Source organism: Enterobacter sp. N18-03635, from assembly GCF_004006055.1.
GTDB lineage: Bacteria > Pseudomonadota > Gammaproteobacteria > Enterobacterales > Enterobacteriaceae > Enterobacter > Enterobacter vonholyi.
Genome location: NZ_CP034769.1, coordinates 1,787,725 through 1,808,823, shown reverse-complemented (window position 1 = coordinate 1,808,823; position 21,099 = coordinate 1,787,725). Strand labels below are relative to the sequence as shown.

The 21,099-nt window shown below is 58.5% G+C and carries 22 protein-coding genes; 13 read left to right on the top strand and 9 right to left on the bottom strand.

Going from position 1 to position 21,099, the window contains the following annotated elements; genetic code table 11:
- The first annotated feature begins 50 nt into the window (after positions 1-50).
- The 6 genes from xthA to ELK40_RS09335 all read left to right on the top strand — a co-directional run bounded on the left by xthA (position 51) and on the right by ELK40_RS09335 (position 6,226).
- The gene (gene xthA / locus ELK40_RS09360) at positions 51-857 is read left to right on the top strand and encodes an exodeoxyribonuclease III (protein WP_111965595.1); all 807 of its coding nucleotides are present in this window, start codon (positions 51-53) and stop codon (positions 855-857) included.
- A 6-nt stretch (positions 858-863) separates the two neighbouring features.
- Positions 864-1,547 carry a TVP38/TMEM64 family protein gene (locus tag ELK40_RS09355; protein ID WP_127730458.1) on the top strand — a complete coding sequence of 228 codons (684 nt, stop codon included), beginning with the start codon at positions 864-866 and terminating at the stop codon, positions 1,545-1,547.
- 6 nt (positions 1,548-1,553) lie between these two features.
- Positions 1,554-2,723 carry an ABC transporter substrate-binding protein gene (locus ELK40_RS09350; RefSeq protein WP_127730456.1) on the top strand — a complete coding sequence of 390 codons (1,170 nt, stop codon included), beginning with the start codon at positions 1,554-1,556 and terminating at the stop codon, positions 2,721-2,723.
- Positions 2,696-4,225 (top strand): thiamine ABC transporter permease, encoded by a 1,530-nt coding sequence (locus ELK40_RS09345; RefSeq protein WP_127730454.1) that lies wholly within the window; start codon positions 2,696-2,698, stop codon positions 4,223-4,225. The genes ELK40_RS09350 and ELK40_RS09345 overlap by 28 nt, the downstream gene beginning before the upstream one ends.
- Positions 4,225-4,845 carry an ATP-binding cassette domain-containing protein gene (locus ELK40_RS09340; protein WP_127730452.1) on the top strand — a complete coding sequence of 207 codons (621 nt, stop codon included), beginning with the start codon at positions 4,225-4,227 and terminating at the stop codon, positions 4,843-4,845. The genes ELK40_RS09345 and ELK40_RS09340 overlap by 1 nt, the downstream gene beginning before the upstream one ends.
- Before the next feature lie 73 nt (positions 4,846-4,918).
- On the top strand, positions 4,919-6,226 hold the full coding sequence (locus ELK40_RS09335) for a rhodanese-like domain-containing protein (protein WP_127730450.1): 1,308 nt from the start codon (positions 4,919-4,921) through the stop codon (positions 6,224-6,226).
- Here the strand turns inward: ELK40_RS09335 and ELK40_RS09330 are convergent.
- Together ELK40_RS09330 and ELK40_RS09325 are read right to left on the bottom strand one after the other, a co-directional pair.
- Positions 6,223-6,840, bottom strand: a complete 618-nt coding sequence (locus ELK40_RS09330; protein WP_127730449.1) for a CDP-alcohol phosphatidyltransferase family protein — start codon at positions 6,838-6,840, stop codon at positions 6,223-6,225. The two genes, ELK40_RS09335 and ELK40_RS09330, sit on opposite strands and share 4 nt — an antisense overlap.
- Entirely contained in the window at positions 6,833-7,402 is a 570-nt protein-coding gene (locus tag ELK40_RS09325) for a carboxymuconolactone decarboxylase family protein (RefSeq protein WP_127730447.1), read from the bottom strand. Before ELK40_RS09325 ends, ELK40_RS09330 begins: the two co-directional genes overlap by 8 nt.
- Before the next feature lie 75 nt (positions 7,403-7,477).
- On the opposite strand from ELK40_RS09325, the gene ELK40_RS09320 reads away from it, so the two are divergent.
- A complete protein-coding gene (locus tag ELK40_RS09320) occupies positions 7,478-7,894 on the top strand; it encodes a pyrimidine (deoxy)nucleoside triphosphate diphosphatase (protein WP_115874801.1) in 417 nt (138 codons plus the stop codon).
- On the opposite strand, the gene ELK40_RS09315 is transcribed toward ELK40_RS09320, so the two are convergent.
- Entirely contained in the window at positions 7,854-8,132 is a 279-nt protein-coding gene (locus ELK40_RS09315; RefSeq protein ID WP_115874800.1) for a DUF1496 domain-containing protein, read from the bottom strand. The genes ELK40_RS09320 and ELK40_RS09315 overlap by 41 nt on opposite strands.
- 229 nt (positions 8,133-8,361) lie before the next feature.
- Here ELK40_RS09315 and gdhA point away from each other — a divergent pair, with 229 nt between their 5' ends.
- Positions 8,362-9,705: an NADP-specific glutamate dehydrogenase gene (gene gdhA / locus ELK40_RS09310; protein ID WP_115874799.1), complete on the top strand. Its 1,344-nt coding sequence runs from the start codon at positions 8,362-8,364 to the stop codon at positions 9,703-9,705.
- A 25-nt stretch (positions 9,706-9,730) separates the two neighbouring features.
- Here the strand turns inward: gdhA and ELK40_RS09305 are convergent, their stop codons facing one another.
- The 3 genes from ELK40_RS09305 to ELK40_RS09295 form a co-directional block, all read right to left on the bottom strand.
- Positions 9,731-11,638 carry a DNA topoisomerase III gene (locus ELK40_RS09305; protein ID WP_111965584.1) on the bottom strand — a complete coding sequence of 636 codons (1,908 nt, stop codon included), beginning with the start codon at positions 11,636-11,638 and terminating at the stop codon, positions 9,731-9,733.
- 4 nt (positions 11,639-11,642) lie between these two features.
- Entirely contained in the window at positions 11,643-12,686 is a 1,044-nt protein-coding gene (selD, locus tag ELK40_RS09300) for a selenide, water dikinase SelD (protein WP_008500702.1), read from the bottom strand.
- 116 nt (positions 12,687-12,802) lie between these two features.
- A complete protein-coding gene (locus tag ELK40_RS09295; RefSeq protein ID WP_127730445.1) occupies positions 12,803-13,354 on the bottom strand; it encodes an NAD(P)H nitroreductase in 552 nt (183 codons plus the stop codon).
- Positions 13,355-13,521: 167 nt separating this feature from the next.
- Here ELK40_RS09295 and sppA point away from each other — a divergent pair, with 167 nt between their 5' ends.
- From sppA to pncA, 3 genes are all read left to right on the top strand, one after another.
- A complete protein-coding gene (gene sppA, locus ELK40_RS09290) occupies positions 13,522-15,378 on the top strand; it encodes a signal peptide peptidase SppA (RefSeq protein ID WP_127730443.1) in 1,857 nt (618 codons plus the stop codon).
- A gap of 62 nt (positions 15,379-15,440) precedes the next feature.
- Entirely contained in the window at positions 15,441-16,457 is a 1,017-nt protein-coding gene (gene ansA / locus ELK40_RS09285) for an asparaginase (RefSeq protein WP_127730441.1), read from the top strand.
- Between the two features lie 9 nt (positions 16,458-16,466).
- Positions 16,467-17,108 carry a bifunctional nicotinamidase/pyrazinamidase gene (gene pncA, locus ELK40_RS09280; protein ID WP_127730439.1) on the top strand — a complete coding sequence of 214 codons (642 nt, stop codon included), beginning with the start codon at positions 16,467-16,469 and terminating at the stop codon, positions 17,106-17,108.
- A gap of 45 nt (positions 17,109-17,153) precedes the next feature.
- Here pncA and ELK40_RS09275 read toward each other — a convergent pair whose 3' ends face one another.
- Positions 17,154-17,432: a YeaC family protein gene (locus ELK40_RS09275; protein WP_111965579.1), complete on the bottom strand. Its 279-nt coding sequence runs from the start codon at positions 17,430-17,432 to the stop codon at positions 17,154-17,156.
- 41 nt (positions 17,433-17,473) lie between these two features.
- Positions 17,474-17,887, bottom strand: coding sequence for a peptide-methionine (R)-S-oxide reductase MsrB (gene msrB / locus ELK40_RS09270; protein WP_008500710.1), 414 nt, complete (start codon positions 17,885-17,887; stop codon positions 17,474-17,476).
- Positions 17,888-18,227: 340 nt separating this feature from the next.
- Between msrB and gapA the strand changes: the two genes are divergently transcribed.
- Positions 18,228-19,223, top strand: coding sequence for a glyceraldehyde-3-phosphate dehydrogenase (gapA, locus tag ELK40_RS09265; protein ID WP_014831506.1), 996 nt, complete (start codon positions 18,228-18,230; stop codon positions 19,221-19,223).
- 73 nt (positions 19,224-19,296) lie between these two features.
- Positions 19,297-20,181, top strand: a complete 885-nt coding sequence (locus ELK40_RS09260) for a D-hexose-6-phosphate mutarotase (RefSeq protein ID WP_127730437.1) — start codon at positions 19,297-19,299, stop codon at positions 20,179-20,181.
- 78 nt (positions 20,182-20,259) lie between these two features.
- Here ELK40_RS09260 and ELK40_RS09255 read toward each other — a convergent pair whose 3' ends face one another.
- Positions 20,260-21,006: a MipA/OmpV family protein gene (locus ELK40_RS09255; protein WP_115874791.1), complete on the bottom strand. Its 747-nt coding sequence runs from the start codon at positions 21,004-21,006 to the stop codon at positions 20,260-20,262.
- Positions 21,007-21,099 lie beyond the last annotated feature (93 nt).

Here is a 21,099-nt window from a genome sequence, read left to right as displayed (position 1 = left end):
GCAAATTCTGCTACCATCCTTGCACTATTCACCTTGCACTGGCAGCGACTATGAAATTTGTCTCTTTTAATATCAACGGCCTGCGTGCCCGCCCTCATCAGCTTGAAGCTATCGTTGAGCAACATCAGCCAGATGTGATCGGCCTGCAGGAGACAAAGGTTCACGACGACATGTTCCCCCTCGAAGAGGTGGCGAAACTCGGCTACAACGTCTTTTATCACGGCCAGAAAGGTCACTATGGCGTCGCGCTGCTGACCAAAGCGCCGCCGGTTTCCGTGCGTCGCGGCTTCCCCGGCGACGGTGAAGAAGCGCAGCGCCGCATCATCATGGCGGAAGTCCCTTCCGCGCTCGGAAATATCACGGTCATTAACGGCTATTTCCCGCAGGGTGAGAGCCGTGACCATGAAACAAAATTCCCGGCAAAAGCCAAGTTTTATCAGGATCTGCAGGACTACCTGACCACCGAACTCAAAAAAGAGAATCCGGTGCTGATCATGGGCGATATGAATATTAGCCCGACGGATCTGGATATCGGTATCGGCGAAGAGAACCGCAAACGCTGGCTGCGCACCGGCAAATGCTCCTTCCTGCCGGAAGAGCGTGAGTGGATGGAGCGCCTGCTGGGCTGGGGCCTGGTGGACACGTTCCGCAACGCCAACCCGGAAACGCAGGATCGCTTCTCCTGGTTTGACTACCGCTCAAAAGGCTTTGACGACAACCGCGGCCTGCGTATCGACCTGCTGCTGGCCAGTTCGCCGCTGGCAGAGCGCTGCATCGAAACCGGGATCGACTACGACATCCGCAGCATGGAAAAACCGTCTGACCACGCGCCGGTGTGGGCTAAATTCAAGCTGTAATGACGCGTGAACATTCGAAAAACACTCTTCCTGTGCGCCCTTCTGGGCGCATTTATTCTGACGTTTGTCATTCTTTCCCCGGGAACCCTCTCCCTGGAAGGGATTAAAACCCACCAGCAGGCACTCCTCTCCCATGTTGACCACGCGCCGCTGCGCAGCGCGCTGATCTTTTTTGCGGTCTATGTGGCGGTCTCCGCCCTCTCGATTCCCGGCGCAGCGATCCTTACCCTGCTGGGCGGGGCGTTGTTTAGCCTGTGGGAAGGCACCGTGCTGGTCTCGTTTGCCTCCACCCTCGGGGCGACGCTTGCGATGCTCGCAAGCCGTTATCTGCTGCGCGACTGGGTTCAGCAGCGGTTTGCTCAGCAGATGAAAACGGTAAACGCTGGCATGGCGCGCGACGGAGCGGGCTATCTTTTTGCCCTGCGCATGATGCCGCTGTTACCGTTTTTCCTGGTGAATTTGCTTATGGGGCTGACCCGCATTGGCGTCTGCCGCTACTGGTGGGTCAGCCAGACAGCCATGCTGCCCGCCACGATTATCTTTCTGAACGCCGGGCGCGAGCTGGGGAAAGTGACCTCGCTGCGCGATATTTTGTCGCCTGGCATGGTATTCGCCTTTACACTACTGGGGTTATTACCGCTGGTCACCCGCTGGCTGTTTTCCCGTTTTCTCCCGTCTGCTAAAAAGTGAGGCATTATGCGCCGTGTGCGTTTTTGCACGTTTCTGACCGGTCTGCTGCTGGCAGCCCCCCTATTTGCCGCCGACGGCTGGCAGGCCATTCAGCAACAGGCTAAAGGCCAGACCGTCTGGTTTAACGCCTGGGGCGGCGATCCGGCGGTCAACCGCTATCTGGAATGGGTCAGCGGCGAGATGCAAACGCACTATGCCATTACCCTAAAAATCGTCCCGCTGGCGGATGCTGCCGACGCCGTAAAACGTATTCAGACCGAAGCCGCCGCGGGGCGTAAGACCAACGGCTCGGTTGACCTGCTGTGGATTAACGGCGAAAACTTCCGCACGCTGAAAGAGGCGAACCTGCTGCAAACCGGATGGGCGCAGACGCTGCCAAACTGGCGCTATGTTGATACCCGCAAACCGGTCACGGAAGATTTTGCCGTCCCAACCGACGGGGCGGAGTCGCCATGGGGCGGCGCGCAGCTGACCTTTATCGCCCGCAAGGCCAGCATGCCGACGCCGCCTGTGGATCCTCAGGCGCTGCTGGCTTACGCGCAGCAGCACCCCGGCAAGATCAGCTATCCGCGCCCGCCCGATTTTACCGGCACGGCATTTCTTGAGCAGCTGCTGCTGATGCTGACCGCTCACCCGGACGCGCTGCAAAAGGCCCCCGATAGCACCTTTGCCGAGGTGACGGCACCGCTCTGGGATTATCTGGACAAACTCCACCCGCTGCTGTGGCGCGAAGGAAAAGATTTCCCCCCTTCCCCTGCACGGATGGATGCCCTGCTTGCCAGCGGCAGTCTGAACCTGTCGCTGACCTTTAACCCGGCCCATGGTCAGCAAAAAATAGCGAGCGGCGAACTGCCTGCCGACAGCTACAGCTTTGGTTTCCAGAGTGGGATGCTAGGTAACGTCCATTTTGTGGCGATTCCGGCCAATGCCGGCGCCAGCGCGGGTGCAAAAGTGGTCGCTAATTTCCTGCTGTCACCGCAGGCGCAGATCCGCAAGGCTGACCCGGCCATCTGGGGCGATCCGAGCGTGCTGGATGCCAAAACGCTGCCCGAAGGTGAAGCCAAACAGCTGCTGGCCCATACGCCTCAGGGGTTGCCGAAGGTGCTTGCAGAGCCGCAGTCCGACTGGGTGAACGCGCTGGAGCAGGAATGGCTGCGTCGTTACGGCACCCGCTGAGCGGGCTAGTCTGGCTGGCGATGGCGGTAATTTATCTACCGCTCCTGCCCGCAGGCGCCATGCTGTTGGCACCGGCGTTTTCGTTGACAAACTGGCAGCGGCTGGTGAACGATCCGCAACTCCCGCAGGCGACCGTCGCCACGCTGGTCTCAACGCTCATCGCCACGCTGGGGGCGTTGCTGATTGCCCTTTTCCTCGTCAGCCTTTTATGGCCCGGTAAGCGCTGGCGCCGTCTCACTACCCGCCTGCCGTGGCTACTGGCGATCCCCCATGTGGCGTTCGCCACCGGCGCATTACTGCTTTTTGCCGAGGGCGGTCTGTTTTATCAGATCTGCACCGTCTGTTCGCCGCCGTTTGACCGATACGGCGCCGGGCTGGGCCTGACGCTCGCGGTCAAAGAGAGCGCGTTTGTGCTGTGGGCGATTTACGCCGTGCTGCCGGAGAAGCGGCTCGCGCAGCAGAAGATCGCCCTGCAAACCTTTGGCTACGGGCGTTTTCAGACGCTCAGCTGGCTGATTCTCCCGGCCATCGCGCCAGTCCTCGGCGCAGTGATGCTGGCGGTGCTGGCATGGTCGCTCTCGGTCGTGGATGTGGCGATCGTTCTCGGGCCCGGCAACCCGCCTACCCTGGCCGTGCTGGCCTGGCAGTGGCTGAGCCAGGGCGACGCGCATCAGCAGGCAAAAGGGACGCTGCTGTGCCTGCTTCTCCTTCTGCTGCTGTCCGCGCTTGCCGCCCTCGGGTACGGCCTCTGGAAGGCATGGCGTCGCACAATTCCGGAAGTCGCGGGGACGCGTCCCCGGTCTCAGCGCATCCTGCCTGAGCGAGCACTGAGCGGGTTCCTCCCCGCGTGCGGCGTGCTGTGCGCCGTGGTGCTGTTGATGCTGGCGCAAAGGAATGACGTTGGCCCGGTGGGAAGCAGCCTTTCCTTCGGTCTGCTTTCAGGCCTGATCGCCCTGGTCGTCGGCTTGCTCTGGCTGGAATGGGGGCCGCAGCGCGGCGCACTGTGGGTGTGGCTACCGCTCGCCCTTCCGGCCCTCCCGCTCGTCACCGGCCAGTACGCGATTGCGCTTCACCTGGGCGTCGACGGGCACTACGCCGCCGTGCTCTGGAGCCATCTGCTCTGGGTGTTGCCGTGGATGCTGCTGGTGCTGCAGCCCGCCTGGCGGCGGATCGATCCCCGGCTTATCCTTACCGCCAGAACGCTCGGCTGGCGACGGGCAAAAATCTTCTTGCTGCTGAAATGTCCCCTGCTGGTGCGCCCTGCGCTGCTGGCCTTTGCTACCGGTTTTTCCGTCAGCATGGCGCAATACATGCCGACGCTGTGGCTGGGCGCGGGGCGGTTCGCCACCCTTACCACCGAAACCGTCGCGCTCAGCAGCGGGGGCAGCATCCCGATCCTCGCTAACCGGGCGCTGGGACTACTGCTGGTCACGGGCACGGTGTTTGGTCTTGCTGCCCTGCTATCCCAGCTCGTGGGCCGCTATCGACAAGGATTACGTTAATGCTGAAGGTAAACAATCTCACCATCGAACCGCTTTTCCGCGAGGTTAGTTTTTGCGTGCCCCGCGGGGAGATCGTCACCCTGATGGGGCCGTCCGGCAGCGGCAAATCGACCCTTTTTGCCTGGATGGTCGGCGCGCTGTCAGACGATTTCCAGGCGCGGGGCGAACTGTGGCTGGACGCGCGTCGCTGCGACGGTCTCCCCGTGGAATCCCGCGGGCTGGGTATTCTCTTTCAGGACGCGCTGCTGTTCGAACAGTTCAGCGTCGGGCAGAATTTGCTGCTGGCGCTGCCCGAGCGCATCACCGGACGCGCGCGTCGGGAAGCGGTCGAGCAGGCTCTGAATTCCGCGGGGCTGAGCGGTCATTACGCCAGCGACCCGGCCACCCTTTCCGGCGGGGAGCGCGCCCGGGTGAGCCTGCTGCGCGCCCTGCTCGCGGAGCCGCAGGCGCTGCTGCTGGATGAACCGTTCAGCCGCCTCGATAAAGCGTTGCGGGCCTCGTTTCGGGCATGGGTTTTTGACGCCGTCCGCTCGCGCAATATCCCGGTGGTGCTGGTCACGCACGATGAGGACGATATTCCACCCGGCGGCAAGCTGATTGAGATTTCTCGCTGGCAATAATGTGCTAACGCAATGTTTTCCGTTTCGGGAGAGACGACAATGCCCCCCTCTTTTATTGACGTCAGGTTATTCGATGAAACGTGTTTCTCAACTGACCGCGCTGGCTCTGCTCTGCGGCCTCGCGTCCTTTTCCTCTCTGGCGGCTGATATGCCCAACGCGATGACGCTGTCTCAGCTTCAGGCGCAGCACGGCACGCCTGTCGATACCCGGCCCAGCGCCTTCTATAACGGCTGGCCACAGACTTTTCGCGCGCCTTCCGGGCATGAACCCGCCGCAATCAACCTGGCTGCCGCCTGGCTTGACAGCATGAGCGACGAGCAGCTTGCGCTTTGGGCAAAACAGCATCAGTTGACCCCTACGACGGCCATCGCTCTGTACGGTGACGATAGGGATAACCAGGCGGTGAAAGCCCGTCTGGAGAAAGCAGGATATCGCCACGTTTCGCTGCTCAGCGATGCTCTGCAGACCCCCGGCCGTCTTCAGCGTCTGCCGCACTTTGAACAGCTGGTTTACCCGGAGTGGATCCATCGCCTGCAACAAGGGGAACGTATCACCGCGGCACCATCAGCCGACTGGAAGATTATAGAAGCCGGCTGGGGGGCGCCTAAATTTTATCTGCTCGGCCATATTCCCGGGGCGGGCTACATCGATACTAACGAGGTTGAAAGCGAACCGCTGTGGAATAAAGTCTCTGACGACAAGCTGAAAGCGATGCTGGAGAAACACGGGATCCGCCATGATACTACCGTTATTCTGTATGGTCGCGACGTTTACGCCGCCGCCCGTGTGGCCCAGATAATGCTCTACGCCGGCGTGAAAGATGTACGTCTTCTGGACGGCGGCTGGAAGGCATGGTCTGATTCGGGACTGCTGGTACAGGGCGGAGTGCCCGGCCCCGTCAAACCCGCCCCCGATTTTGGCGCGCCGATCCCCGGCCAGCCGCAGCTGATGGTGGATATGGAACAGGCGCGCGGCATGCTGCACCGTCAGGATGCCTCCCTGGTCAGCATTCGCTCGTGGCCGGAGTTCATCGGCGAAACCAGCGGCTACAGCTACATCAAACCAAAAGGTGAAATTGCCGGTGCCCGCTGGGGCCACGCGGGCAGCGATGCGACCCACATGGAGGATTTCCATAACCCGGATGGCACCATGCGCAGCGCGGACGATATCGCCGCCCAGTGGAAGCGCTGGAATATTCTGCCGGAACAGCACGTCGCGTTTTACTGCGGCACCGGCTGGCGGGCGTCCGAAACCTTTATGTACGCCCGGGCGATGGGCTGGAAGAATGTCGCCGTCTATGACGGCGGCTGGTACGAATGGAGCAGTCACCCGCAGAACCCGGTCACCAGCGGAGAGCGCGGTCCAGAGAGCGCTCTCTAAGGGTTGAGTGACTTCAGCGTCACATAGCCGCTCCAGACGCGCGTTGTGGTGGTCAGCCAGCACAGCGCGCCGAATACCCACGCGAACAGCGTAAAGTGCGCCGGGAAGAGGCAGCACAGCACGAACAGCGCGATGGTCTCCGTCCCTTCCGTTAACCCACCGATGTAATAAAACGACTTGTGCGCATAGCCGGGGTTGTCGATGTCGTGCTTTGCGGCCAGCGCCGCAAACGCCAGAAAACTGCTGCCGGTCCCGATAAACGCAAACAGCAGCCAGGCAGCCGCCAGCGCATTCTCTGCCGGAGCAGCCAGCGTAAAGCCAAACGGCACCAGGGCGTAGAAAAGAAAATCGAGCGCGATATCGAGAAATCCCCCCGCATCGCTCAGCCCTCTGCGGCGCGCCAGCGCCCCGTCCAGCCCATCCAGCAGGCGGTTAAGCACGATGGCGACCAGCGCCGCCGGATACCAGCCGAGGGCCAGAAACGGCAGCGCCAGCACGCCAATCGCAAACCCGGTAAGGGTTAATCCGTCGGGCGTAATGCCCTGCCTGTCCAGCACGGAAACCAGACGATTCAGAGCGGGTTTTATCCGCGGGTGAAGATGGCGGTCAAGCATGAGGCGTCTCGTTAACTGTGGCGCACAGCCCCTGCGCCGGAATATCCAGCGCGGCGTTAAAGCGGGCGGAGAGATTCTGAAAGGCAATGAGCGCCGTCATCTCGGTGATGGCGTCATCCGTAAAGTGGCGCTTCAGCGCCGCTCTGATGGCCTCATCCGCCCGGGGCGGCGTGGCGGTCACCGCCTCGGCGTAGGCCAGCGCCGCGCGCTCCTGCTCCGTGAACAAGGCTGAATCCTGCCAGTCGCTCACGGCCTGCACCTTATCCAGCGCCCCGCTGCGCTCGGCCAGCCGCAGGCTGTTGGCATCAATACAGAAAGCGCAATGGCAGAGCTGGGATACCCGCGTCATGAGCAGCGAACGCAGAACGGGCGTCAGGCGCGCGCGACGACGCTCCAGAAAACCGACGAACAGCGCCACCAGCCAGAACAGACGCGGCATGCGCCCCCACCAGCGCGTGGGATTTAGCACGGTGCCAAAATGCTTTTTTTGCATCACGGCAATGGGTTTAAGGCTGGCGGGAAGGGATTCGATAGGGGCAACCCAGGCGGTAGTCTCTTTCACCTGCTTCTCCTGATAGCTGGACTCTGAGAAAGGGCACGATAATATGTCTTTTTTCGCCATCAATTATTGACGACCATGCTGAAAACACTCGATGTCGTTGCCGCCATCATCGAAAAAGACGACAAAATTTTACTGGCACAGCGCCCTGCCCACGCCGACCAGCCGGGCATGTGGGAATTTGCAGGCGGCAAAGTCGAGGCGGGTGAAACCCAGCCCGAGGCGCTTATCCGCGAGCTGCGTGAAGAGTTGGGTATTGAAGCGCTGCCCGCGCAATACGTGGCAAGCCACCAGCGCGAGGTCTCGCAGCGGTTAATCAACCTGCATGCCTGGCACGTTCCTGCGTTTAGCGGTGCGCTCACGGCGCACTACCACAGCGCGCTGGCGTGGTGTACGCCGGAAGAGGCGTTCGGCTACGCCTTAGCCCCCGCGGATATTCCCCTGCTGGAAGCGTTTATTGTTTTACGCGACGCCAGACCAGCGGGTTCGTGCTGATGGCGCGCTCGTCGCGCTGGCACTGCAGCAGAATGCCGTCCGCTTTCACCACGGCGCCTTCCGAGTAGTTCTGATTCTGATAGATGCAGCACTGATTACAGGGCTGCACCGTTTGATTCTGGCCGCTGGAGCTAAACACTTCCGGCGGCACATTCACTTCCACGTCCGGACGAATGCGGTCAGCCTGCGCGCCAGCGGTGAAGATCAGACATAACGCGGTTAATAGATAACGTTTCATAGACACATCTTCCTGTTGTTCCCTTGATAATGACTATAACGGTAAACCCGCGCGGAACCTTTAATTTATCTCGTCATCGCTTTTGGTTATGACGCCCGCGCTCTCATTAATTTCCCTTTCGCCCTAAATTTCTGCTTGCCAGACAAAGCAGTACGGGTGGTATAGTCAAAAAAACAACACAAATCGCATAAGTCATATACAAACATTATTATAAGAGGTTCTTATATCTATGGATCAGACACGCTCTCTGGAAAGTTTCCTTGCCCACGTTCAGCAGCGCGACCCGCACCAAAGCGAGTTCGCGCAGGCCGTGCGTGAAGTGATGACCACCCTGTGGCCCTTCCTTGAACAAAACCCGCGCTATCGCCAGATGTCTTTGCTCGAACGCCTGGTCGAGCCAGAGCGCGTGATCCAGTTCCGCGTGACGTGGGTTGACGATCGCAATCAGGTGCAGGTTAACCGCGCGTGGCGCGTACAGTTCAACTCGGCCATCGGCCCGTTTAAGGGCGGCATGCGTTTCCATCCGTCCGTGAACCTGTCGATTCTGAAATTCCTCGGCTTCGAGCAGACCTTTAAAAACGCCCTCACCACGCTGCCCATGGGCGGCGGGAAAGGCGGCAGCGATTTCGACCCGAAAGGCAAAAGCGAAGGTGAAATCATGCGTTTCTGCCAGGCGCTGATGACCGAACTCTATCGCCATCTTGGTCCTGATACCGACGTGCCTGCCGGTGATATCGGCGTCGGCGGACGTGAAGTGGGCTTTATGGCCGGGATGATGAAAAAGCTCTCCAACAACAGCGCCTGCGTCTTTACCGGTAAGGGGCTGTCGTTTGGCGGGAGCCTGATCCGCCCGGAAGCGACCGGGTACGGCCTGGTTTACTTCACCGAGGCCATGCTCAAGCGCCACGGTTTAGGCTTTGAAGGCATGCGCGTCGCGGTGTCCGGCTCCGGTAACGTGGCGCAGTACGCGATTGAGAAAGCGATGCAGTTTGGCGCTCGCGTAGTGACCGCCTCTGATTCCAGCGGAACGGTGGTGGATGAAGCGGGCTTCACGGCAGAGAAGCTGGCTCGCCTGTGTGAAATCAAAGCTAGCCGCGATGGACGCGTGGCGGATTACGCCCGGGAGTTTGGCTTGACCTATCTTGAAGGCAAACAGCCGTGGGGCGTGCCGGTGGATATCGCCTTGCCGTGCGCCACTCAGAATGAGCTGGACGTGGACGCCGCGCGTACGCTGATTAACAATGGCGTGAAGGCGGTAGCCGAAGGGGCGAACATGCCGACCACTATCGAAGCGACGGATCTGTTCCAGGAAGCGGGCGTACTGTTTGCACCGGGCAAGGCCGCCAACGCGGGTGGCGTGGCGACATCCGGCCTGGAGATGGCGCAAAACGCCGCGCGTCTCGGCTGGAAGGCGGAAAAAGTGGATGCCCGCCTGCATCACATCATGCTGGATATTCACCATGCCTGCGTGGAGTACGGCGGCGAGGCATCGCAAACCAACTACGTGCGCGGGGCGAATATCGCCGGATTCGTGAAGGTGGCGGATGCGATGATTGGGCAGGGTGTGATTTAAGGTTTATAGCGTGCGGCCGGGTGTATCAGGCCGCGCTCTTTTTCTTTTTAAACGGTTTCTTCGCGCCACCACCGGGTGCAACCATCCCTCTGAACGTTTTCACCGGCGTGCTGCGCGCCTGATCGATCAGCTGGTAAAGCGTCCCGACCAGCGGCTGCATAAAGTCCTGATAGCGACACTGCTTCTCGCTGATCTGCGTCAGCACCGATTCCCAGTGCGCGGTCATGTCCGGCCTGGCGGCCAGCTCCGGCAGGGAATGAATCAGCGCGCGTCCCGGCTCGGTCGAATGGATATAGCGCCCCTTCTTCTCAAGAAAACCGCGCTTAAAGAGCAGCTCGATGATCCCCGCTCGCGTCGCTTCCGTACCCAGACCGTCGGTGGCGCGCAGGATCTTCTTCAGATCTTTATCCTGCACGAACCGGGCGATCCCGGTCATCGCCGACAGCAGCGTCGCATCGGTGAAATGGCGCGGCGGCTGGGTCTGGCGTTCCACCACTTCCCCTTTTTCACACAGCAGCTCATCGTCTTTAGCGACGACGGGCAGCGGCGTGCCGTCGTTCTCCTCGTCACGCTCTTTGTTCCCCAGCAGGGTACGCCAGCCTGCTTCCGCGAGGAAACGGGCTTTGGCGATAAACTTTCCTTTCGCGATTTCCAGCTCGATCACGCATTTGCGGAACACCGCGTCCGGGCAGAACTGCATCAGGTACTGACGGGCGATCAGGTTGTAGACCTTCGCTTCGTTATCCGTCAGGTTGACGCTGCTGGCGCGCGCCGTCGGGATAATCGCGTGGTGGGCGTCCACCTTTTTGTCGTCCCAGCAGCGGTTATGGGTATCCGGATTCACCGCCGGCTGCGGGAGCAGATCCGGCGCGTGCACGCTGATGGCGTTCATCACCGAATGACGACCGGCAAAGTGCTCTTCCGGCAGATAGCGGCTGTCCGAACGCGGATAGGTGATCAGCTTGTGGGTTTCATAGAGCTTCTGGCAGATATCCAGCACGTTCTGCGCGCTGAGGCCAAAGCGCTTCGCGGCCTCAATCTGCAGGGCCGACAGCGAGAACGGCAGAGGCGCGGGTTCTGATTCCCGTTTATCGTTATAGCTGGTGACGATAGCGGGCTGTCCGGTAATGCGGTTAACCACGTGCTCCGCCAGCGGACGGTGCAGCAGACGCCCCTCTTCATCCTGATACGATTCGCAGGCATCGCTCGGCTGCCAGACGGCGGTAAAACGCTCGTCTTCAGGCGTGACGATATGCGCTTTCACCTCAAAGAAATCTTTGGCGACGAAGTTTTCAATCTCTTCATCGCGACGCACGACCAGCCCCAGCACCGGCGTCTGCACGCGCCCCACGGAGAGCACGCCCTGATAGCCCGCGTTGCGCCCGAGGATGGTGTAGGCACGGGTCATGTTGATACCGTACAGCCAGTCCGCGCGGGCGCGGGCTAATGCCGAGACGCACAGCGGGATAAATTCGCTGTTGGCGCGCAGGCGCGAGATCGCACGCTCCACCGCCTGCGGGTTGAGGTCGTTGATCAGGCAGCGCTGCACCTGCTGACGCTTTTCCGGCGCGAGCTCCAGATAGTCCAGCACCTCATCCACCAGCAGCTGTCCTTCCCTGTCCGGGTCACCCGCGTGCACGATTTCATCGGCTTCATGCAGGAAGCGCTTGATCACGTTGAGCTGTTTGGTCACCGAAGGTCGGGGCTGCAGGCGCCATTTTTCAGGCACGATGGGCAGATCGTTCAGGTTCCAGCGGGCGTAGCGGCTGTCGTAGACATCCGGCTGCGCCTGCTCAAGCAGGTGACCAATACACCATGTAACCACCTGCCCGTTACCGCATTCGATAAAGCCGTCGCCTTTGCGATGCGGCTTAGGCAGCACATCGGCGATGGCACGGGCCAGGCTCGGCTTTTCGGCAATAAACAACCGCATCGAATTAACGGATCTCAATCATCGGACGACCGCCGCGCGCGGTCACCAGCTCGCCGATCGCCGTCAGGGTAATGCCGAACTCGGCGGCCGTGGCCTGAACCTCGGCTTCGGATTCCGGCGTCACCGCCAGCAGCAGGCCGCCGGAGGTTTGCGGATCGCACAGCAGGTTGCGCCACTCCTCAGGCATTTCGCCCATCAGGTGACCGTAGCTGGCGAAGTTACGCTGGGTACCGCCCGGAACCGCGCCCTGAGCAATATACTCTTCCACGCCCGGCAGCTTCGGCACGTCCTGATACCAGACCTGCGCCTGCACGCCCGCGCCCTGACACACCTCGGAGAGGTGTCCCAGCAGACCAAAACCGGTCACGTCGGTCATCGCCTTCACGCCGTCGATATTGGCAAACGCCGCACCGGCGAGGTTCATCTGGCACATGACTTCGGTTGCCAGCCCTTTGTGCTCCGGTTTCAGCAGGGATTTTTTCTCGGCGGTGGTCAGCACGCCAATGCCCAGCGGCTTGGTGAGAAACAGCTTGCAGCCCGCCTGCGCGGTGCTGTTGCGCTTCACGCGTTCGGTCGGCACCACGCCGGTAACGGCCAGGCCGAAGATAGGCTCCGGCGCATCAATAGAGTGACCGCCGGCCAGCGCAATTCCCGCCTGCTGGCAGGCGAAACGGCCGCCATCAATCACTTCACGGGCCACTTCCGGCGGGATGGTGTTGATCGGCCAGCCCAGAATGGCGATCGCCATAATCGGCTTACCGCCCATTGCGAAGATATCGCTGATGGCGTTGGTGGCCGCAATGCGTCCGAAGTCGAACGGGTTGTCGACAATCGGCATAAAGAAGTCGGTGGTGCTGATAATGCTGGTGCCGTTACCTAAGTCATAAACCGCTGCATCGTCACGCGTTTCGTTGCCGACAAGCAGGTTCGGGTCGACAAACTTCGCCTGTTCGCTGTGCAGGATGGTCTCCAGCACTTTCGGGGAAATTTTACAACCGCAACCGGCTCCGTGGCTGTACTGCGTTAAACGAATGGTTTGCTCGCTCATGGACGTCTCCTGTCATCTCAATCGCGCTATGGTAGCGCTCATTCCATAAAGAGGTAAGTATGACTGTCTGAATTCTGCGGCAGATGCTCAGAATCCAGACAGTTTAGCGCGCGTTATCAGAAACGGCTGACGAAAGGCGTGGTGTCCGGCACGCTGATGGTGCTGGAGGCTTTAAGCTGCGGAGTACCGAGATAGAGGAAGCCGACAATTTTGTCATGCTCGCCACAGGAGAATCCTTCCCGTACGGCTACGCTCTCCGTCAGCGGCCCGGTGCGCCAGATGCCGTTGAAGCCCTGCGCGACGGCGGCCATTTGCATCGCCATTACCGCACAGCCCGCGGACATTTCCTGCTCCCAGACCGGCACCTTATGGTCGGCCTGGCATTTCGCCAAGACAGCAATAATCATCGGTGCACGGAACGGGGCATTGCGCGCCTTGTCGATGCCCTTCTCATCCTGCCCGGCGGCCACCGCACCCTGCTCCAGCAGCTGGCTGAAACGATCGCGGCCTTCGCCTTCAATTACAAAGAAGTGCCACGGCTGCAGTGTGCCATGATCGGGGGCACGCATGCCGGCACGCAGAATGTTCTCCAGCTGCTCGCCTGCCGGGGCAGGTTCGGCCAGACGGGAAGCGCTACGGCGGTTAACAAGCAGTTCGAGTGCGTCCATTGGTTAACTCCTTTCTTGAAATTTACTCACAAAATTAACACGACGGCAGATTTTGTTACAGCCTGGCAGGCGATTCCTGCTGACAAGTGGCGGTTGGGTCATTACGATAACCCAACATTACCGTCCAGTGGCGACGGAAACAGTCATTTTCTGGTTAGGGAGAATACATGCGAACCCTTTGGCGAATCATTGCCGGTTTCTTTAAATGGACGTGGCGACTGCTCAACTTCGTCCGCAACCTGGTGATGAACATCTTCTTCATTTTTCTGGTTCTGGTTTGCGCGGGAATCTGGATGCACATCAGCAACGCGAATCAGGCGCAGCATTCGACTCGCGGGGCGCTGTTACTCGATATCACCGGCGTTATTGTTGATAAACCTTCCGCCAGCAGCCGTCTGGGCGTAATCAGCCGTCAGCTGTTTGGCGCGACATCAGACCGCCTGCAGGAAAATTCCCTGTTCGATATCGTCGATACCATCCGTCAGGCCAAAGATGACCGCAACATCACCGGCATCGTGCTGGATCTGAAAGATTTTGCCGGTGGCGATCAGCCTTCCATGCAGTACATCGGTAAAGCGCTGCGCGAGTTCCGCGACAGCGGCAAGCCGGTGATTGCCGTGGGCGACAGCTACAGCCAGGGGCAATATTATCTGGCGAGCTTCGCCAATAAGATCTGGCTCTCCCCGCAGGGCACGGTCGATCTGCACGGCTTTGCCACCAACGGCCTGTACTATAAATCGCTGCTCGACAAGCTGAAGGTCACCACCCACGTCTTCCGCGTCGGTACGTACAAATCTGCCGTGGAGCCGTTTATCCGCGACGATATGTCCCCTGCCGCCCGCGAAGCAGATAGCCGCTGGATTGGCGAGCTGTGGCAGAACTATCTCGGCACCGTTGCCGCTAACCGTCAGATTACGCCTGAGCAGGTGTTCCCTGGCGCGCAGGGCGTGCTCGAAGGCCTGCGTAAGGTTGACGGTGATACCGCAAAATATGCGCTCGATAACAAACTGGTTGATGCCCTGGGCACCAGCGCCGAGATTGAAAAATCCCTGAGCAAACAGTTTGGCTGGAGCAAAGAGGACAAAAATTACAGCGCCATCAGCATGTATGATTACTCGACGAAAAAACCGGATGAGAATGGTGACAGCGTCGCGGTGGTCTTTGCCAACGGTGCGATCATGGACGGTCAGGAGACCCCGGGAAACGTGGGCGGCGATACTACCGCGTCGCAAATCCGCGATGCTCGTCTCGATCCGAAAGTGAAGGCAATTGTCCTGCGGGTCAACAGCCCTGGCGGCAGCGTCAGCGCCTCAGAGGTGATCCGTGCTGAACTGGCCGCGGCCCGCGCCGCAGGCAAGCCGGTCGTCGTCTCAATGGGCGGAATGGCCGCCTCCGGAGGTTACTGGATCTCCACGCCAGCCAACTACATCGTGGCTAACCCAAGCACGCTGACCGGCTCGATTGGCATCTTCGGGGTGATCAACACCGTGGAAAACAGCCTGGATTCTCTGGGCGTGCATACCGATGGTGTAGCAACCTCTCCGCTGGCGGATGTGTCGGTGACCAAATCCCTGCCGCCGGAAGTTTCTGAGATGATGCAGCTCAGCATTGAGAACGGCTATAATCGCTTTATCACCCTGGTCGCGGACTCGCGTAAAAAGACGCCTGAGCAGATCGACCAGATTGCACAGGGCCACGTCTGGACCGGCCAGGATGCGAAGAGCAACGGTCTGGTCGACAGCCTGGGTGACTTCGATGACGCGGTGAAGAAAGCCGCCGAACTGGCGAAGCTGAAGCAGTGGCATATCGAGTATTACCAGGACGAACCGTCGTTCTTCGATATGGTCATGGACAGCATGTCCGGCTCGGTACGTGCCATGCTGCCGGAGGCGCTGCAGGCTTACCTGCCTGCGCCGGTCGCCACGGCGGCAAAAGCGATGAAGGCAGAAAGCGATAAGTTTGCGGCCTTTAACGATCCACAGAGTCGTTACGCGTTTTGCCTGACCTGCGCGAACGTCCGTTAAAACCGTCCCCTCTTCCCGCGAAGAGGGGATTTTTTTCTTTTGAAGAACAAGAATTCACTACCATGCAGAAGAAATCGATTTATGTAGCCTACACTGGCGGTACCATCGGTATGCAGCGCTCCGAAAACGGCTATATCCCCGTCTCCGGCCACCTGCAGCGTCAGCTTGCGCTGATGCCCGAATTCCACCGTCCGGAAATGCCTGACTTTACCATCCACGAATACGAGCCGCTGATGGACTCCTCTGACATGACGCCGGAAGACTGGCAGCACATCGCGGATGATATTAAAGCCCATTACGACCATTACGACGGCTTCGTGATCCTGCACGGCACCGACACCATGGCGTTTACCGCCTCGGCGCTCTCCTTCATGCTGGAGAACCTGAGCAAGCCGGTTATCGTCACCGGGTCGCAAATTCCGCTGGCGGAGCTGCGCTCGGACGGGCAGATCAACCTGTTGAACTCCCTGTACGTGGCGGCGAATTACCCGATTAACGAAGTGTCGCTGTTCTTTAACAACCGTCTGTATCGCGGGAACCGCACCACCAAAGCCCACGCCGACGGCTTTGACGCCTTTGCCTCACCCAACCTGCAGCCGCTGCTGGAGGCCGGGATTCATATCCGTCGTCTGGGAACCCCTCCTGCGCCGAACACCGCGGGCGAGCTGATTGTGCATCCGATTACCCCGCAACCGATTGGCGTGGTGACCATTTATCCGGGTATCTCTGCGGACGTGGTGCGTAACTTTCTGCGCCAGCCGGTGAAAGCGCTTATCCTGCGCTCCTACGGCGTTGGCAATGCGCCGCAGAACGGCGAGTTCCTGAAAGAGCTTCAGGAAGCCAGCGAGCGCGGAATTGTGGTAGTGAACCTGACCCAGTGTATGTCCGGTAAAGTGAATATGGGGGGCTATGCCACCGGCAACGCGCTGGCGCATGCGGGTGTGATCAGCGGCTTCGATATGACCGTTGAGGCAACGCTGACTAAACTTCACTATTTACTGAGTCAGGATCTGGACATTCAGTCCATTCGCAGCGCGATGATGCAAAACCTGCGCGGCGAACTGACCCCGGACGAATAAGGAGGTCTCATGAAGCAACGCGCCCTGCTACTGGTCGATTTGCAAAATGATTTCTGCGCGGGCGGTGCGCTGGCCGTCGCCGAAGGTGACAGCACCGTTGACGTGGCCAACAAGCTCATTGACTGGTGCAAAGCCCGTGGTGAAGCGGTTGTCGCAAGCCAGGACTGGCACCCGGCAAATCACGGCAGCTTTGCCAGCCAGCACAATGTCGAGCCCTTCACCCGGGGTGAACTCGACGGGCTGGCGCAAACTTTCTGGCCGGATCACTGCGTACAGCAAACGGAAGGCGCGGCGCTGCATCCGCTTCTGAATCAAAAGGCCATCGATGCGGTGTTCCATAAAGGTGAAAACCCGGCTATCGACAGCTATAGCGCGTTTTTTGATAACGGGCATCGCCAGAAAACGGCGCTGGACGCCTGGTTGCGTCACCACGAAATCACGGAGCTGATCGTACTGGGCCTGGCGACGGACTACTGCGTGAAGTTCACCGTGCTGGATGCGCTTCAGCTTGGCTACACCGTCAGCGTCATCACCGACGGCTGCCGCGGGGTGAACATTCAACCACAGGACAGCGCTCAGGCGTTTATGGTTATGGCTGCGGAAGGCGCAACCCTGTATACGCTCGAAGACTGGCTGGAAACGCAGGCATAGTCTTTTACGCCCTCTCCCTGTGGGAGAGGGCATCAACCCGCACCATTATTGCATTTTAATCGTCGCAATCGGCTTCGGCGTGATACCGAAGTCCTCTTTCAGCTCGCGCTTGCTCTTCATCACCATCTGGCCTTTGGTGTCGATCGTCATGTGCTGTGCGTCGGTGTTGTTGCGCGCCTGCCACAGCATCACCAGCTGCAAACTGTTCTCTTTTTGCTCCGGCGTCAGCGCAACGCCGTCGGGCCATTTTCCAAGCTCCACGGCGGTCACCAGACGCTGATAAATCTCCGGCGTCATGCCGCTAATCATGTCATCAATATTCACACTCGCGCCCTTTCAAAGGAATAATTTGCTGAATCGTTTTTTCAACCCTTAATCTGGTCACCGTTTTCATCATCGGTGAAGCTCATTGAGGCTGAATTTACGCAGAAACGCTCGCCGGTAGGCTGAGGTCCATCCGGGAAAACGTGCCCAAGGTGCGCGTCGCAGTTGCCGCAGCGAATTTCCGTACGCACCATGCCGTGCGACGAGTCGGTCAGATAGCGGATTGCCTCATCGCTCACCGGCTCATAGAAACTCGGCCAGCCGCAGCCAGAATCAAATTTCGTTTGTGAATTAAACAGCGGGGCATCACAGACCAGGCAGTGGTAGACGCCGTCCCGCTTGTTGTGCAGTAAACGCCCGGTGAACGGCGGTTCCGTTCCGTGATTCTGCGTCACGTAAAACTGCATTTCTGTGAGGTTTTTTTTCAAATCGTCAGGGTTACGTTGGTTCGACATATGCTTACATCTCGCTGTAGAAACAGACATCTTTCAACCCGGATTCTAACAAAACATTAACACCCTTGCGTGCACTTTTGATCTAAACTTATGTGTCGCGAATAAGCGGTCAGGCAATTGTGATCACGTTCACATTTTTATCCTGCGAGGACTTTAAAATCCCGGCGCAGCCCCCATATGAGTGCAAGCTCAAAGGGAAAGTGAGGCGAGTCAGTCGCACAAACGTTAGTCACAGGATTGATTTGTCGCAATGATTGACACGATTCCGCTTGACGCTGCGTAAGGTTTTTGTAATTTTACAGGCAACCTTTTATTCACTAACAAATAGCTGGTGGAATATATGACTATCAAAGTAGGTATCAACGGTTTTGGCCGTATCGGCCGTATTGTTTTCCGTGCTGCTCAGAAACGTTCTGACATCGAAATCGTTGGTATCAACGATCTCCTGGACGCTGAATACATGGCGTACATGCTGAAGTACGACTCAACTCACGGTCGTTTCGACGGCACCGTTGAAGTGAAAGACGGCCACCTGGTTGTTAATGGCAAAACCATCCGCGTTACTGCTGAAAAAGACCCAGCTAACCTGAAATGGAACGAAATCGGTGTTGACGTTGTTGCTGAAGCAACCGGTATCTTCCTGACCGACGAAACTGCGCGTAAACACATCACCGCTGGTGCGAAAAAAGTTGTTCTGACTGGTCCTTCCAAAGACAACACCCCAATGTTCGTTCGTGGTGCAAACTTCGAAACTTACGCTGGCCAGGATATCGTCTCTAACGCATCCTGCACCACCAACTGCCTGGCACCGCTGGCTAAAGTTATCAACGACAACTTCGGCATCATCGAAGGTCTGATGACTACCGTTCACGCGACCACCGCTACTCAGAAAACCGTTGATGGCCCGTCTCACAAAGACTGGCGCGGCGGCCGTGGCGCGGCTCAGAACATCATCCCATCCTCTACCGGTGCTGCTAAAGCTGTAGGTAAAGTACTGCCAGAACTGAATGGCAAACTGACTGGTATGGCGTTCCGCGTTCCAACTCCAAACGTATCTGTTGTTGACCTGACCGTTCGTCTGGAAAAAGCTGCTTCTTATGAAGAAATTAAGAAAGCAATCAAAGCTGCTTCCGAAGGCGCAATGAAAGGCGTTCTGGGCTACACCGAAGACGACGTTGTTTCTACCGACTTCAACGGCGAAGTGTGCACTTCCGTGTTCGATGCTAAAGCAGGTATCGCACTGAACGACAACTTCGTTAAACTGGTTTCCTGGTACGACAACGAAACTGGCTACTCTAACAAAGTACTGGACCTGATCGCTCACATCTCCAAATAAGTTGAGATGAGTGCTTGATCCAAAAAGGCGACTTCGGTCGCCTTTTTTTATTTATAAGACAGAGGATTGCTTAATGATTAATAAAATTTTTGCACTTCCGGTAGTCGAACAGCTTACCCCTGTGCTCTCCCGCCGTCAGATTGACGGTGCTGATATCATCGTCGTTGACCATCCGCGTGTTAAAGCGTCCGTGGCGCTGAATGGCGCTCACCTGCTCTCCTGGAAACCGGAAGGCGAAGCCGAAGGTTTGTGGCTGAGCGATGCGACCTCCTTCAAAAAAGGGGCTGCGATCCGCGGTGGCGTGCCTATCTGCTGGCCGTGGTTCGGCCCGTCAGCCCAGCAGGGTTTGCCTTCTCACGGTTTTGCCCGTAACCAGCAGTGGACCCTGAAAGCGCACAACGAAGACGATAACGGCGCCGTGCTGACCTTTGAGCTGCAGGCTAATGATGAAACCCGCGCCCTGTGGCCGCACGATTTCACCCTGTATGCCCGCTTCAAGCTGGGTAAAACCTGCGAAATCGAACTGGAAGCTCACGGCGAGTTCGAGACCACCTCTGCCCTGCACACCTATTTCAACGTGGGTGATATCAGCGCAGTGAAGGTGAGCGGTCTGGGCGATACCTATATCGATAAAGTCGATAACGCGAAAGAAGGCAAACTGAGCGACGGCGTTCAGGCATTCCCTGACCGTACCGACCGCGTCTACCTGCACCCGGAAGCGTGCAGCGTGATCCACGACGCTGCCCTGAACCGCGGCATTGAAGTGGTCCACCATCATCACAGCGACGTGGTGGGCTGGAACCCGGGTCCTGCGCTGTCCGTCAGCATGGCCGACATGACGGATGAGGGTTATAAAACGTTTGTCTGCGTGGAAACAGCCTGTGTGACCACCCCGCAGAAAGCGAGTGAAGAAAAGCCGTCTCGTTTAGGGCAGACGATTCGCATTGTGAAGCGATAATTTCTCTGCACCACGCTAAAGCAAACGGGGCGCAAGCGCCCCGTTTTGATGCATAGATTGCACTAAATTAATGCACAATCAGAACTTGTAGCTCACACCCACAGAGAAGATGCCTGCCCAGGACTTATCGACCATCGGGCTATCCTTCACTTCGTCGCTCAGACGCTCGTAGCGGCCGGTACCGTACACGCTCCAGTCGCCAAGGAAGTTGTAGCTCGCTGTCAGCTCCAGGTAAGGATCCCAGCCGTCATCTGCACTATAACTTTTCAGACCACTGCGGCGGGACTCGTTTTTAGAGACGCCGTAGTAATAGTCGTTGTAGTTCTCGCTGTTGTACTGCACACCAATACCCGGCGTCAGAGTCAGCCCACCGTTGGTATAGCGGTACAGCCACGCCAGGTCCCAGATAAAGCCGTTGCTGTTATCCAGCGTGTCGCCCGCCAGGGCCGTACGCAGGAAGCCATACTGGGTGTTATGCACGTATGAGAGGCCGGCCATCATCGAGCTTTTACGCTTGTCGAGCTGGCGAAGCGCGTGGCTATCACTGTCACCCGGCTTGAAGTGCGTTGGGTCGTAGTAGGCCATGATGGAGAGCTTATCGGCCTTGTCGTTCCAGAGATAGTAGCCGCCGCCGAGCCCGCGGAACCAGACGTTATCCCCTTCATAGGTGATAACCGGAACAGGATACACATCACGGTCATACTGTTTGTACGGGCTGTTAATGACGCCAACACCCGCGCCAAGCGTCCACTGACTTTCCGCCTGTGCGGTGCTTACTGCGGTCGCGGCAAGGATGCCTAATGCCAGAAGTTTGAGTTTGGTCACAATCCATTCTTTCCTGTAGTCAAATAATCAGCGGGTGAAGTGTAACCGCCATTCCCGTACATCCCAAAATTTTTTGCCTGCTAATCAGTCTGA

Coding starts and splice junctions, on each gene's coding strand:
- xthA (WP_111965595.1), top strand. CDS start 51: ATGAAATTTGTCTCTTTTAATATCAACGGCCTGCGTGCCCGCCCTCAT.
- ELK40_RS09350 (WP_127730456.1), top strand. CDS start 1,554: ATGCGCCGTGTGCGTTTTTGCACGTTTCTGACCGGTCTGCTGCTGGCA.
- ELK40_RS09345 (WP_127730454.1), top strand. CDS start 2,696: ATGGCTGCGTCGTTACGGCACCCGCTGAGCGGGCTAGTCTGGCTGGCG.
- ELK40_RS09340 (WP_127730452.1), top strand. CDS start 4,225: ATGCTGAAGGTAAACAATCTCACCATCGAACCGCTTTTCCGCGAGGTT.
- ELK40_RS09335 (WP_127730450.1), top strand. CDS start 4,919: ATGAAACGTGTTTCTCAACTGACCGCGCTGGCTCTGCTCTGCGGCCTC.
- ELK40_RS09330 (WP_127730449.1), bottom strand. CDS start 6,840: ATGCTTGACCGCCATCTTCACCCGCGGATAAAACCCGCTCTGAATCGT.
- ELK40_RS09320 (WP_115874801.1), top strand. CDS start 7,478: ATGCTGAAAACACTCGATGTCGTTGCCGCCATCATCGAAAAAGACGAC.
- ELK40_RS09315 (WP_115874800.1), bottom strand. CDS start 8,132: ATGAAACGTTATCTATTAACCGCGTTATGTCTGATCTTCACCGCTGGC.
- gdhA (WP_115874799.1), top strand. CDS start 8,362: ATGGATCAGACACGCTCTCTGGAAAGTTTCCTTGCCCACGTTCAGCAG.
- ELK40_RS09305 (WP_111965584.1), bottom strand. CDS start 11,638: ATGCGGTTGTTTATTGCCGAAAAGCCGAGCCTGGCCCGTGCCATCGCC.
- selD (WP_008500702.1), bottom strand. CDS start 12,686: ATGAGCGAGCAAACCATTCGTTTAACGCAGTACAGCCACGGAGCCGGT.
- ELK40_RS09295 (WP_127730445.1), bottom strand. CDS start 13,354: ATGGACGCACTCGAACTGCTTGTTAACCGCCGTAGCGCTTCCCGTCTG.
- sppA (WP_127730443.1), top strand. CDS start 13,522: ATGCGAACCCTTTGGCGAATCATTGCCGGTTTCTTTAAATGGACGTGG.
- ansA (WP_127730441.1), top strand. CDS start 15,441: ATGCAGAAGAAATCGATTTATGTAGCCTACACTGGCGGTACCATCGGT.
- pncA (WP_127730439.1), top strand. CDS start 16,467: ATGAAGCAACGCGCCCTGCTACTGGTCGATTTGCAAAATGATTTCTGC.
- msrB (WP_008500710.1), bottom strand. CDS start 17,887: ATGTCGAACCAACGTAACCCTGACGATTTGAAAAAAAACCTCACAGAA.
- gapA (WP_014831506.1), top strand. CDS start 18,228: ATGACTATCAAAGTAGGTATCAACGGTTTTGGCCGTATCGGCCGTATT.
- ELK40_RS09260 (WP_127730437.1), top strand. CDS start 19,297: ATGATTAATAAAATTTTTGCACTTCCGGTAGTCGAACAGCTTACCCCT.